The organism is Streptomyces sp. NBC_01176 (genome assembly GCF_045039825.1).
Taxonomy (GTDB): domain Bacteria; phylum Actinomycetota; class Actinomycetes; order Streptomycetales; family Streptomycetaceae; genus Streptomyces.
In genome coordinates this window covers 4208830-4221547 of sequence record NZ_CP108600.1, presented here as the reverse complement: position 1 = coordinate 4221547, position 12718 = coordinate 4208830, and the positions used below count along the sequence as shown (strand labels likewise).

The 12718-nt window shown below is 72.3% G+C and carries 12 protein-coding genes; 6 read left to right on the top strand and 6 right to left on the bottom strand.

Translation table 11 applies throughout. From position 1 onward, the window contains the following. The first annotated feature begins 178 nt into the window (after positions 1-178). A complete protein-coding gene (gene guaA / locus OG199_RS18025; RefSeq protein ID WP_405830304.1) occupies positions 179-1759 on the top strand; it encodes a glutamine-hydrolyzing GMP synthase in 1581 nt (526 codons plus the stop codon). Positions 1760-1768: 9 nt separating this feature from the next. Here guaA and OG199_RS18020 read toward each other — a convergent pair whose 3' ends face one another. After that, the gene (locus OG199_RS18020) at positions 1769-2245 is read right to left on the bottom strand and encodes a pyridoxamine 5'-phosphate oxidase family protein (protein WP_405830302.1); all 477 of its coding nucleotides are present in this window, start codon (positions 2243-2245) and stop codon (positions 1769-1771) included. Positions 2246-2444: 199 nt separating this feature from the next. Here OG199_RS18020 and OG199_RS18015 point away from each other — a divergent pair, with 199 nt between their 5' ends. After that, positions 2445-3239 carry a class II aldolase/adducin family protein gene (locus tag OG199_RS18015; protein WP_153289062.1) on the top strand — a complete coding sequence of 265 codons (795 nt, stop codon included), beginning with the start codon at positions 2445-2447 and terminating at the stop codon, positions 3237-3239. Here the strand turns inward: OG199_RS18015 and OG199_RS18010 are convergent. Continuing rightward, positions 3232-4125 carry a DUF4429 domain-containing protein gene (locus tag OG199_RS18010; protein ID WP_405830300.1) on the bottom strand — a complete coding sequence of 298 codons (894 nt, stop codon included), beginning with the start codon at positions 4123-4125 and terminating at the stop codon, positions 3232-3234. The genes OG199_RS18015 and OG199_RS18010 overlap by 8 nt on opposite strands. 257 nt (positions 4126-4382) lie before the next feature. Here OG199_RS18010 and OG199_RS18005 point away from each other — a divergent pair, with 257 nt between their 5' ends. Together OG199_RS18005 and OG199_RS18000 are read left to right on the top strand one after the other, a co-directional pair. After that, positions 4383-5696, top strand: coding sequence for a hypothetical protein (locus OG199_RS18005; RefSeq protein WP_405830298.1), 1314 nt, complete (start codon positions 4383-4385; stop codon positions 5694-5696). 200 nt (positions 5697-5896) lie between these two features. Continuing rightward, positions 5897-6436 carry a DoxX family protein gene (locus OG199_RS18000; protein ID WP_356801338.1) on the top strand — a complete coding sequence of 180 codons (540 nt, stop codon included), beginning with the start codon at positions 5897-5899 and terminating at the stop codon, positions 6434-6436. A gap of 248 nt (positions 6437-6684) precedes the next feature. On the opposite strand, the gene OG199_RS17995 is transcribed toward OG199_RS18000, so the two are convergent. Beyond that, positions 6685-6945 carry a hypothetical protein gene (locus OG199_RS17995; protein ID WP_356801340.1) on the bottom strand — a complete coding sequence of 87 codons (261 nt, stop codon included), beginning with the start codon at positions 6943-6945 and terminating at the stop codon, positions 6685-6687. Next, positions 6932-8302 carry a PspC domain-containing protein gene (locus OG199_RS17990; RefSeq protein ID WP_405830295.1) on the bottom strand — a complete coding sequence of 457 codons (1371 nt, stop codon included), beginning with the start codon at positions 8300-8302 and terminating at the stop codon, positions 6932-6934. Before OG199_RS17990 ends, OG199_RS17995 begins: the two co-directional genes overlap by 14 nt. 142 nt (positions 8303-8444) lie before the next feature. Between OG199_RS17990 and OG199_RS17985 the strand changes: the two genes are divergently transcribed. Then, entirely contained in the window at positions 8445-9770 is a 1326-nt protein-coding gene (locus OG199_RS17985; protein WP_356801342.1) for a PspC domain-containing protein, read from the top strand. Next, positions 9767-10585 carry a LuxR C-terminal-related transcriptional regulator gene (locus OG199_RS17980; protein ID WP_405830293.1) on the top strand — a complete coding sequence of 273 codons (819 nt, stop codon included), beginning with the start codon at positions 9767-9769 and terminating at the stop codon, positions 10583-10585. The genes OG199_RS17985 and OG199_RS17980 overlap by 4 nt, the downstream gene beginning before the upstream one ends. A 164-nt stretch (positions 10586-10749) precedes the next feature. Here the strand turns inward: OG199_RS17980 and OG199_RS17975 are convergent, their stop codons facing one another. Both OG199_RS17975 and OG199_RS17970 read right to left on the bottom strand, forming a co-directional pair. After that, entirely contained in the window at positions 10750-11382 is a 633-nt protein-coding gene (locus OG199_RS17975) for a hypothetical protein (protein ID WP_405830291.1), read from the bottom strand. A 115-nt stretch (positions 11383-11497) separates the two neighbouring features. After that, positions 11498-12580 (bottom strand): NlpC/P60 family protein, encoded by a 1083-nt coding sequence (locus tag OG199_RS17970; protein WP_405830289.1) that lies wholly within the window; start codon positions 12578-12580, stop codon positions 11498-11500. Between the last annotated feature and the right edge of the window lie 138 nt (positions 12581-12718).

Below are 12718 nucleotides of genomic sequence, written 5' to 3'. Positions count from 1 at the left end.
CCGTCGGGCGCTTGAGGACGAGGCCGCCCAGGCCGAACAGGGGTCTGGGAGCGGAGCCCCCAGGAACGGAGGGGTCGGGCAGCGGCGGTGGGGGCGAAAACGACGGGACGGCACCCCCACGCACACCCCCGGTAGACTCGACACCCCACACCCCCTGCTCACCGCCGGAAGGCAAACCGTGCCAGAAGCGTCCCCCGCCGCCCCCGACACCGTCCTGGTCGTCGACTTCGGTGCGCAGTACGCCCAGCTCATCGCCCGTCGCGTCCGCGAGGCCCGGGTCTACAGCGAGATCGTGCCGAGCACCATGCCGGTCCAGGAGATGCTCGCCAAGAACCCGGCGGCGATCATCCTCTCCGGCGGCCCCTCGTCGGTGTACGCCGAGAACGCCCCCCGCCTCGACCGCGAGCTCTTCGAGGCCGGCGTTCCGGTCTTCGGCATGTGCTACGGCTTCCAGCTGATGGCGACGGCCCTCGGCGGAACCGTCGACAACACGGGCGCCCGTGAGTACGGCCGTACGCCCCTGCATGTCTCGAAGTCGGGCTCCACCCTGTTCGAGGGCACCCCGGACGAGCAGTCGGTGTGGATGTCGCACGGCGACGCGTGCAGCGCCGCCCCCGAGGGCTTCACGGTGACGGCCGCCACGGACGTCGTCCCGGTCGCGGCCTTCGAGAACGACGAGAAGAGGCTGTACGGCGTCCAGTACCACCCCGAGGTCATGCACTCCACGCACGGCCAGCAGGTGCTGGAGCACTTCCTGTACCGCGGCGCCGGTCTCAAGCCGGACTGGACGACCGGCAACGTCATCGAGGAGCAGGTCGCCCTCATCCGCGAGCAGGTCGGCGGCAAGCGCGCCATCTGCGGTCTGTCCGGCGGTGTGGACTCCGCCGTCGCCGCCGCCCTCGTGCAGAAGGCCATCGGTTCCCAGCTGACCTGCGTGTACGTCGACCACGGTCTGATGCGCAAGGGCGAGACGGAGCAGGTCGAGAAGGACTTCGTGGCCGCGACCGGCGTGCAGCTGAAGGTCGTGGACGCGCAGGAGCGGTTCCTCGACGCGCTCAAGGGTGTCTCGGACCCCGAGGAGAAGCGGAAGATCATCGGCCGGGAGTTCATCCGGGTCTTCGAGCAGGCCCAGGCGGACATCATCGCCGAGGCCGCGGAGGGCGAGGACGTCGCCTTCCTGGTGCAGGGCACCCTCTACCCGGACGTGGTGGAGTCCGGCGGCGGCACCGGCACCGCCAACATCAAGTCCCACCACAACGTCGGCGGCCTCCCCGAGGACCTCGAGTTCGAGCTCGTCGAGCCGCTGCGCAAGCTGTTCAAGGACGAGGTCCGGATGGTCGGCCAGGAGCTCGGCCTGCCGGACGAGATCGTCCAGCGCCAGCCCTTCCCGGGTCCGGGCCTCGGCATCCGTATCGTCGGCGAGGTCACCAAGGACCGCCTCGACCTGCTGCGCGAGGCCGACGCCATCGCCCGCGAGGAGCTGACGGCGGCCGGCCTCGACCGCGACATCTGGCAGTGCCCGGTGGTCCTGCTCGCCGACGTCCGAAGCGTGGGCGTCCAGGGTGACGGCCGTACGTACGGCCACCCGATCGTGCTCCGCCCGGTGTCGAGCGAGGACGCGATGACGGCCGACTGGTCACGCCTCCCGTACGACGTCCTCGCCAAGATCTCGACCCGGATCACGAACGAGGTCGCCGACGTCAACCGCGTCGTCCTCGACGTGACGAGCAAGCCCCCGGGCACGATCGAGTGGGAGTAGCCCCTCCCGTCAGGTCCGCCTGAGGGTCCGCACCGGCTCCGAGGGCTTCCAGACCTGGACGACCAGATACGTGTCGTCCTCGACGAAGGTCCGTACGACCTCCGTCAGCTCGGTGCGGAAGAGGTGGAACGGCTCCGGCGGTTCCACCTCTTTCACGTACGCCCGTTTCGCGTCGCCGTCGGTGACCTCCACCGCCCGGCCGCTGATCCGTACGTCGCCCCCGCCCATGGCGGTGCCCGGCCCCGGGTTCGCCTGGAGCGCGAAGCGCGGGTCGCGGCGCAGGTCGAGCGCCTTGAGCGAGTCCGGCATCATGCCGAGCCACAGCTCGCCGAGCAGGAAACGCGTCTCGATGCCGCTGGTGCGGGGTGCGCCGTCCTTGCGGAGGGTCGCGATCACATGGTGGGTGAACGCTCCGAAACGCTCCTCGACAGGCCGGGCGAGTTCGGGTGCGGAGGCGGTGAAGGCCGCCCAGTTCGTACGACTCATGCGAGGAGTGTCGCGCCGATACCCAACATCTTCTGTCAGGTATGGAGGAGTCCTCTGCCCCCCATGAACCGGCCGCACGGCTCCCTCGCGACACTCCCGCGTAACGGTTGCGCACTCTCTTCACCGAACGGCCCTGTTCTCCTACGGCGCCCGGAGGTAACTTCCGGTCCGTATCGGACACGCCAGTGCTGGAGGACATATGCAAGGGCCCACGCCGCCCCTGCCCCTACCGACCGACCAGCTCCAGTTCGCCATGCCGCCGATGTACGACTCGCCGGACGACGAGCGACGCCACCGCAAGGAGCGGCTGGCCGGAGCGCTGCGGATCTTCGGGCGGCTCGGATTCGAGGACGGGGTCTCCGGCCACATCACCGCGCGCGACCCGGAGTACAGCGACTGTTTCTGGGTGAACCCCTTCGGGATGCCGTTCAAGCACGTCACCGTGAGCGACCTGGTCATGGCCAACCAGGACGGGCAGGTGGTCGAGGGCCGCTACCACGTGAACCAGGCGGCGTTCACCGTGCACGCCCAGGTCCACGCCGCCCGCCCCGACGTCGTCGCCGTCGCCCACTGCCACTCGGTGCACGGCCGCGCGCTCTCCGCCCTCGGCGACCTTCTCGACCCGATCAGCCAGGAGAGCTGTGCCTTCTACGAGGACCACGCGCTCTACGACACCTACAGCGGTGTCGCCGTGGACACCGAGGAGGGCCGCCGGATCGCCGGCGCGCTCGGCACCCGCAAGGCGCTGGTGCTGCGCAACCACGGACTGCTCACCGTCGGCGACTCGGTGGACGCGGCGGCCTGGTGGTTCCTGTCGATGGAACGCTCCAGCCAGGTCCAGCTCACCGCGCAGGCCGCGGGCCGCCCGGTCCTCATCGACCACAAGCAGGCGGTCGCGACCCGGGAGCAGCTCGGGGGCGACCTGGTGGCGTGGATCAACTACCAGCCCCTGTGGCAGGACATCAGCAGGAGCGAGCCGGATCTCCTCAGCTGAAGCCCTTCAGGACCGCCGCCTTCGTCGCCGTGAACTCCTCGTCCGTGAGCACTCCGTCCCGGTGCAGCTCACCCAGCTCGCGCAGCCGGCGCAGGAGTACGTCGTGATGGTCGGCCTGGGCCGGTACCGGCGCGTCGGCGGACGGCTGCGGGGGCCGGTCGGTGAACTCGCCCGCCCGGACCGACGGATGCGGCAGCCGGGCCGTCACCGCGGCGGCGACGAGTGCCGTGAGCAGGTCGCGGCGCGCGCTGCCCCACAGGTCGAGCGCGAACGGATCCTTCTCGGGCGGCAGTTTGGAGAACACGGTCTCGCGCGTGACGAAGCGCAGGAACCCGTCCTCGTAACCGGAGTTGGGCAGCCATTCCACCTGCACCAGGTCGGCCACGGCGATGATCCGCGGGCCCGTCGCGCGCTTGACCCGGTCGGAGGTGTCCGCCCAGTCGATGCGCACCTGCGCGCCGTCGAAGGAGACCGTGCCGTCGCTGGACCGTACGGAGACGGGCACCGGCGGTCCCGCGAGCAGATAGGTCTTCGCCGGTTCCTTGGGGACCTGGTCCAGGAGCAGCGCACGGCGGATCTCCTCGGCGACGTACTCGGCGACCCCGGAGCGGTCGGCGTCGACCGTCAGCCGGTACGGATCGGCCGCGTCGGGAAGCCGTCCCCCGGTCGCCTGGAGCAGCGGATCGGCGCCTTCGCGCAGTCTCAGGCGCAGCCGGCCGCGCTTGCGTTCCGGTTCGTGGACGATGCCGGACACCGCTTCCAGCGGGACCGTGATCTCCCCGTACGTCTGCCGGAACAGGGGCACGGAACGGTGCAGACCCGGCGTGATCCTGACCGTGCTGCCGTCGAAGGCCCAGGTTCCGTCGCGCTGGATGATCTCGGCCATGGGGGGATTCTCGCAGCCGGGTCAACACGGGGTCCGGCGCTTCACCCGCGCTGACCAGACCTGCCGGACGCGGGCGCTGTTGCGTACGGCACAATTCGCTGTCATCGCGGGGCAGTTGTAAGGCAGTGGTACGGAAGTCGGGCGTGCGGGTGCGTACGGAGGCGTACGACTCCGCGCGAGGACGTACGCAGGCGTACGCAGACGTACGAGGATCTGGCCGCACGGGAGTTCCCGGTGCGGGGAAGGCGGCAACGGGCGTGGCGGTGCAGGAGGCGAGACACGGCGCGGAGCGCGGTGCGGGGCGCGGTGGCGGGCTCGGCGCCGGGCAGGGCGCGCATGGTGGCGGCTGTACCTGCGGGGACTGTCCGCACGGGGCGCGCGAGGGGCACCGGCGGGCCGTCGCCGCGTTCCTCGCCAAACGCGACGAACTGGCGTCGGGACAGGGACTGCCGGCCGCCGTCGCCCACTCGGCGTCCGCGTCCCGGCAGTGGGTCTCGGACGAACTCACCCAGTCCGCCGACCTCGTCGCCGAACGCGGCCGCGTCGACGGCGAGGCCTGGCTGGGGCGACTGTGGCGGCGTACGGCGTTCGCGGTGTGGGGAACCGTCGTGGCGCTGCTGCTGGTGCAGGCGCTCACCGCGATCGGCGCGGGGTGGTCGGCGGCGCGGACCGCGGGGCTGGTCGCCGCCGTTGTGGTGGCCGGCCTGCTGACCGGTGCGGGTTATTTCCACCGGGCGCGCGGCGGTGCCCTCGCGCCGGTCGTCGGCGACGACAACCGCCTGTCCACCTCGCGTGCGATGGCCGTCGCGTGGGTGCTGTTCGTGGTGTACGCGGTGCTCGTCCTGGTGGGTCAGCTGGCGGCGGCCTCCGCCCACGGCAGGCGCGACGACCTGATCGCCGGGCTGGATCTCGCCCGGGGCGCCGGTGTCGTGACCGTCGTCGCGGTGGTGTGCGGGATCGCGGTGCTGGTACGCCGTGTGGTGGGCGTGCGGGTCCTCGGGCAACGGCTGCAGAAGGTACGGGCCGACCGGCCGCGCGCCGCCGACCTCCTCACGGACGATGCGGGCAAGGGCAGCTTCGCCGACATCCAGTACGTCGTCATCGGCGCCGTCGCCCTGGTCTTCGCCGCGGTACGGCTGGCCCGGCGGCCGGAGCAGTTGCCCGACCTGCCCTGGGGCCTGGCGCTGCTCGTCCTGGTCTCGGCCGCCACCTACCTCTCCGGCAAGTACGCGGAGGGCGGCCGGCCCGTGATCCTCTCGGTCGTCCGCTCCCGCGAGGCCGGTGACCTCGACGCTCCGATCCGCACCGGGGACGACATCGAGATCCGGGGGGCCGGGTTCGTCCCTCCGGGCGCCCAGACCGCGGACCGGCTCTCCCGCATGGTCGTCCGCATCGGCGCGGTCCATGTGCATGTACCGCTGGTCCCTGTGCCGGGCGGTTTCAGCAGTCCCACGGACGCCGTGCTCACCGTGCCGGTGCCGGTCGACGTGGAGCCGGGACGTGTGGAGGTCCAGGTGGTGACGGCGGCGGGTGTGGAGACCAACCGCTGCGTGATCGACGTGACCGACTGAGACGTGACGGAGTCACCGGTTCGGCGGTGGCGGGCGGCGGCGGAATCCGCGCCCGGCCGGACCGGCGCTCCGGGGCCGGAAGGCGGCCGGGATGTGCCTCCGGGCAAGAAAACCGGTCCCGGTCATTGAGCGCGGACTCGCTCTCGTACGTATGGTCTGTTGAGGGGTCAACGGAATACGGGTGAGAGGCGGCGAGAGCGATGACTCACGGTATGCGGACGGATACCCAGAGCTCCTATGTCGACAGCGGCGGACGGGGCGGATGGCGCGAGACGGCCACGCGCTACGCCCTGTTGCCCCTGCGGATCTTCCTCGGCGTCACCTTCATCTACGCGGGGATCGACAAGCTCACCAACAGCGCGTTCCTCTCCGCCTCCGGCTCCGGCTCGATCGGGGACCTGATGCGCACGGTGCGTGACTCCTCGGCGATCCCGGCCCTGGTCGACCTCGCGCTGAAGAGCCCCGTCGGCTTCGGCTACGCCATCGCCCTCGGTGAGCTGGCCGTCGGCATCGGCACCCTCATCGGGCTGCTGGCCCGCCTCGCGGCGTTCGGCGGCGCGCTGATCTCCCTCAGCCTGTGGCTGACCGTCAGCTGGGCCTCCGACCCGTATTACTACGGCAACGACCTCGCCTATCTCATGGCCTGGCTGCCCCTGGTCCTCGCCGGCGCCTCGGTCTTCTCCCTCGACGCGGTCTGGCGCGCGCGACGAGGGCGGCGCGGCGGGGAGTACCGCTACTAGACGGGACGCTTCCGGCTGCCGGTCGGGGGGCCGCCCGGCAGCCGGAAGGACGGGTGGACCGACGCCTGCCGGCCGTCCGCCGGCCACCGCGGGTCCGAGCCAACCGGTCCCGCCGGCCCGTGCGCGGGTCCCGGCCGGCGGCACGAACCAGCCGGCGGCACGAACCACCGCACACCCACAGGACCGCGAGGCCGAGGCGCCGGCGCCGGAGGCCGAGCGGTCCATTCGTGTGCCGTGCACCTGCCGGGTCAGCCCGCCACGTGCGAGTCCTCGGGGCCTCTGTTCGCCGATCCCGCGGCCGCCCGTCGTGCGCCCGCCCTGCGTCGCCGTATGCCGTGGGCCAGGAACGCCACCGCTCCGGCCAGACAGAGCCCGCCCGTGACGAGGGGGATCATCACGAACCACGGGGTGTCCCACCAGCCGCCCGCGTCACCGGCGTACACGACGCCCGCGGTGGTGAGGAAGAAGCCCGCGACCAGCTTTCCCGGCTGGAACTCATGACGTGCCACGGGTCACCTCCGCCTGGCCGACGCCGACGTGCAGGTCGAGGTCGAGGGTTCCGCCGTGCCCGGTGCCGGCCGCGGGAGCCAGCGTCACCTGCTTGAACTTGCCGGGCTCCACGTCCACGTCCTTCTTGCCGTCGCCGGGCAGCTGGATGTCTCCGAGACCCACGTCGATGTTCAGCCTCACGGTCGCGTCCTTCGGGACCACCACTTCGAGGCGGCCCGCCCCCACCTCCGCGCGCGTCGTCACCGTCTGTCCCTCCGCGAGGTCGAGCCGGCCGAGGTCGAGGGTGCCCACGCCGGAGCCGAGTTCGTAGTTCTTCTGTACGTCGGTGACGGCGGCCGGTGTCCAGTCGGTCCGCTTCCAGTGCGTGCTGATGTCCTTCGGCAGGGCCACCGAACCGGCCAGCAGGGCCGCCGTGACCACGGCCAGGAAGAGCGAGCCCGCGCCCGTACGCCCGACGAACGCGCTGAGCGCGATGCCCAGGCCGAAGACGACGAGCGCGCAGGACAGACCGATCTGCAGGCTCGAACCGAGCGGCCGGTCGTGCCACGTCAGACCCGAGCCGAGGCCGCCCGCGACGAGCGCGAGCAGGAACACCCAGCCGCCGATCCAGCGCGGCCCGCGCGGCCGCGGCGCCCTTGCCGCGCGCAGGTCGGGACCCGGTGTGCCGCGGGCGATGTTGACCGCCGCCGCTACATCCCGGTCCCGGGCGTCCTGCGGGCCCCAGAGATAGCCCGTGCCGCCGACGTGCGAACCGTCCTTGACGATCGGGTCGCGCCACCAGGAGGGGTAGGAGGCGGGGACGGGCGGGGCCTGCGCCTCGGGCGGGGCGTCGGCCACGGCCTGCGCGGCGAGCGGGTCCGGGTCGGGAGCGCCACGCTGCTGCGACCAGTACCCCGCGCCCGCGAGGAGCAGGGTGAGGACCACGGCGAAGGTGAGCACCCCGCCGTTGTTGAGCATGGAGAGGAAGACACCGCAGCCGACGAGGGCGAAGAGCACGGCCGTCAGCGCCTGGCCGTCCACGCGGCCGGTGAGGAGCTTGCGCACCTCGTTCTCGTCCTCGTCGTCGTACGGGACGAACAGCCAGAAGAAGCCGTACAGGATGAGGCCGATGCCGCCGGTCGCCGAGAGCACCGCGAGCACGATCCGGAAGATCACCGGGTCCATGTCGCACTGCCGGCCGAGGCCCGCGCACACTCCGCCCAGCATCCTGTGCCGCCGGTCGCGCCGGAACCTGTGCGGGGCTTCGGGCGTCACCACGTCGTCGTGCGCGCGCGGCTCACCATCTGTGGCGGTGCCCGGTGGCGGGGCGCCGGAGCCACGGGGCGGCTCCGCTGCCGCGCGCTGCTGATCTGTCATGTGTCCATGGTGACGGGCGGGAAGGCGCGACGGGAGTCGGGACGACCCTGGCCGAACCCTGATATCGGCCCCGACGGGTGCGCGGGGAGCCGTTCGAGGACCGGCTCGCCGAAGATCAGGGGAGTCTCGGGGGTCGACCCTGATGCTCCGGCCGCCCGGCCGTGTGAACATCGTTGGCATGCCGGACGCCGCAGCAGTGCCTCTCGACGAGCCGCGGCCCCCGCGCAAGCTCTACCGCAGCAGTGACGGACGCTGGCTCGGCGGTGTGGCGCGGGGGCTCGCCGGGCACCTCGGGCTGCCCGTCATCTGGGTGCGGCTGGTGTTCGTCGGCCTGTTCATGGCGGACGGTCTGGGCGCGCTGCTGTACGCCGCCTTCTGGTTCTTCGTGCCGCTGGGCGTCGGCGGGGTCGACTCCGAGCGCGCGTCGGCCTTCACCACCGAGACCGCTGCCGACGGCCGCCGCAGACTCGTCGCCCGCAAGCCGGACCGGGGCCAGATCGTCGCCCTCCTGCTCATGGTCGTCGTGGCCATGGTCTTCGTCGGCAATGTGAACCTCGGAGGCGGAGCCAAGGCGTATCTCTGGCCCACCGTCCTCGTCGGCGCGGGCGTCGCCCTGGTCTGGCGCCAGGCGGACAACGCGCGGCGGGCCCGCTGGGTGGAGGTCGGCCGCCGCCGCCGGACGCTCACGCTGCTGCGGTCCGCTGCCGGTGTCCTGCTCGTCACCGCGGGCGTCACCGGGATATTCGTCCTCCAGGGCTCCGCGGCCCACCTCGGCTCCGTCCTGCAGGCGGCGCTCGCCGTCCTCGTCGGCACGGCGCTCCTCGCGGGCCCCTATCTCGTCCGCATGACGCAGGACCTCTCCGAGGAACGCCTGATGCGCATCCGGGCCCAGGAGCGCGCCGAGGTGGCCGCCCATGTCCACGACTCGGTGCTGCACACCCTGACCCTGATCCAGCGCAACGCGGAGAACGCGAACGAGGTGCGCCGGCTCGCCCGGGCCCAGGAGCGCGACCTGCGCGCCTGGCTCTACAAACCGGAAGGCACCGGCAAGGACGAGGCCGACGAGCCCGCCACCCTCGCCGAGGCGGTCCGCCGCAACGCCGCCGAGGTCGAGGACAAGCACGGCGTCCCCATCGAGGTCGTCGTGGTCGGCGACTGCCCGCTCGACGAGGGCCTGACCGCACAGATGCAGGCCGCACGGGAAGCCATGGTGAACGCCGCCAAGTACGGTGGCGAGGGCGGCGCCGTACAGGTCTACGCCGAAGTCGAGGGAAGGACGGTCTTCGTGTCCGTCCGGGACCGCGGCCCCGGCTTCGACTTCGACGCGATACCCGCCGACCGCATGGGCGTCAGAGAATCGATCATCGGCCGCATGGAGCGCAACGGCGGCACGGCGCGACTGCGCGCGGTGCCGGACGGCGGCACGGAGGTCGAGCTGGAAATGGAGAGGGCGGAGAAGACGTCATGAGCGACGCGAACGGGCCGACCGGACAGACGGCCGGGCCCACCGGCCCGGAGGAGCCGAGCGACACCGCGACCGGAGCGGGGGCGGTCACCGGGTCCCCAGGGGCGAGCGGGCCGGCCGCCGCCGACACCGCCGTGCCGTCCGGAGCCCCGACTGGGCGTCAGGTGCGGGTCGTCCTCGTCGACGACCACCGCATGTTCCGTACGGGGGTGCAGGCCGAGATCGGTCAGACCGAGCGGACCGGCGTCCAGGTGGTCGGCGAGGCCGCGGACGTCGACCAGGCGGTCACGGTCATCACGGCCGCCCGGCCCGAGGTCGTGCTGCTCGACGTCCACCTTCCGGGCGGCGGCGGTGTCGAAGTGCTGCGCCGCTGCGCCCCGTTGATGAGTGACGCCGAGCAGCCGGTCCGTTTCCTCGCGCTGTCCGTGTCGGACGCCGCGGAGGACGTCATCGGCGTGATCCGCGGCGGCGCCCGGGGATACGTCACCAAGACGATCACCGGAACCGACCTGGTGGACTCCATCTTCCGGGTCCAGGAGGGCGACGCGGTCTTCTCGCCCCGCCTGGCGGGATTCGTCCTGGACGCCTTCGCCTCCACCGACGCGCCGCCGGTCGACGAGGACCTCGACCGTCTCACCCAGCGCGAGCGCGAGGTGCTGCGCCTCATTGCCCGCGGCTACGCGTACAAGGAGATCGCCAAGCAGCTGTTCATCTCCGTCAAGACGGTCGAGTCCCACGTCTCGGCGGTCCTCAGGAAGCTCCAGCTCTCCAACCGGCACGAGCTGACGCGATGGGCGACGGCACGACGCCTGGTGTGACACGCCGTCCGCCGGGCCGCGCGGACGCCGGAGGCCCCTCGGTGTTCCGCGGCGGACGCACCCCCGCTGTTGCCGCGGTTCCGCGGCGGGCGCCCGGCTGTTGCCGGTGTCCGCCGGTGGGCACCGGGGGCTCCCGCTGGTGTTCTGCGGTGGATGCCGGACGCCTACCGGTGTTCCGTGGCGGGCGCCGGTCCCAGGATCCGCAGGGCCCACCGGTAGTGGCGTACGGCCTTCGCGATTCCGATGAGACCGGTCATCCACAGGATCAGGCCGATTCCGACGCCCTGGACGACATCGCTGTACAGGCCGTGACCCGACCCGGCCGGTGCCGCCGCGTCGTAGGACGTCCAGACGCCGATCGCACAGACGCCGAGCGAGGAGAGCAGCCAGAAGAGACTGAGCCCGGGGGAGCGGAGCCGGGAGTCGGTCGCGGGGTGGCGGTCCAACTCGGTCCAGGCCTGGAGCAGTTCGTGCAGGCGACGGTCGCTGCGGACGGACAGGGCGACGGCGAGGACCGTCGGGGCGAGCGCGGCCAGGCCCAGCAGGGCGAACAGCGGCCCCAGGACGACACCGGTGGGGTCGCGCTGCTCGATCTGCTGCAGCGGCAGCACCAGCAGGGCCCAGCCGACGATCGCCGCGAGCGCCAGCAGCCAGAGCAGCAGCACCCGGTGCACCCCGAGGCTCCGTCCGCGCAGTTCCTCCAGTGCCCGCCCCCGGTCGGCCAGCAGTGCCGCCCGGTCCGGCCAGGAGCGGATGTGCGCGGGCGGCGGAGGCGGCGGCAACAGGAAGCCGGGCATCAGGACCTCTCGGACGACGGAACGGAGTCCGCGTCGACGCTACCGCGATCCACCCCCGCGCCCCCACTACGCCGATCCGCCCCGGTGTCTTCGCGCCACCCGGGTGGACCTGCCCTCAGGCCACGCGGGTGGCTCCCGCGAACGGCATCTCGTCGACGGGCGCGAGACGCACCGGCGCGGTGGGGTTCGGGGCGTGGATCATCATCCCGTTGCCCACGTAGATCCCCACGTGGCTGATGCCCGAGTAGAAGAACACCAGGTCACCGGGGAGGAGTTCGGAGCGGGAGACCCGTCGGCCCGCGTTGATCTGGGAGTACGTCGTGCGCGGCAGCTGGACGCCCGCCGAGCGGTACGCGGCCTGGGCCAGACCCGAGCAGTCGAAGGCGTCGGGACCGGTGGCGCCCCAGACGTAGGGGCTGCCGAGCTTCCCGTAGGCGTACGAGACAGCGGCGGCCGCGCGGGAGTTGGGGGCCGCGACGGAGCCGGCCGAGGGTGCGGCGGAGGCCGGGCCCAGGTCCCGCGCGGCGGAGCGGGAGGCGTGCCGCACCGTGTCCGCCGCACCGCCGGCCGCCCCGAGGCGTGCCCGCTGCTCGTCGGTGAGCCGTGACAACAGCTGTCGCGCGGAGTCCAGTTTTCCGGTGATCGTCTTCTTGGCCCGCTTCAGCTCCGCCTGACGCGAGGTGAGCGACGCCAGCTCGACGTGCGCGGCCCCGCGCAGCTGCTCGATCTCCCGCAGCTGCTTGCGTACCCGGGCCACCGCCCCCGCCTGCCGGTCACCGACCCGCTCGGCGAACGCGGCCCCGTCCAGGTACTGGTCGGGCCGGTCGGAGAGCGCGAGCTGCAGAGCGGGGTCGAGGCCCCCGCTGCGGTACTGCGCCGCGGCGATCGAACCCAGCGCGGTCCGCGCCGCGTTGAGCCGGTCCTCCTTGCGCGCCGTCTCGTCGCGCAGGTCGTGCAGCCGCCGTGACGCCTGGTCGGCCTTCTCCTTCGCCCCGTCGTACTTCTCCGTGGCGACCTCGGCCTCTTCGTACAGCTTGTCGACCCTGGCCTTCACCTGCGCCGGGGACAGTTGCGGCTCCGCGTGCCCCGTGCCCTCGAATCCGGCCGTCGTCGCCGCGCCGGCGAGGGCGATGGTCGCGGCCGTGCGGACCGTATGGCCGCCGAGTGAGCGCTGTCTGGGCTTGCGGTGCGCTGCCACGAGGGCCCACATCCTTCCCGGGGGACGTGACCGCCGGGGAGTGCGCGGTCATCGGTGAGGCGTCCGGCGACGGCCCACACAGGGGGAGCGGGTCGCCGCCGGACCTTTCTCGGCGGTGGTGTCCGACTGCCGCCCCTG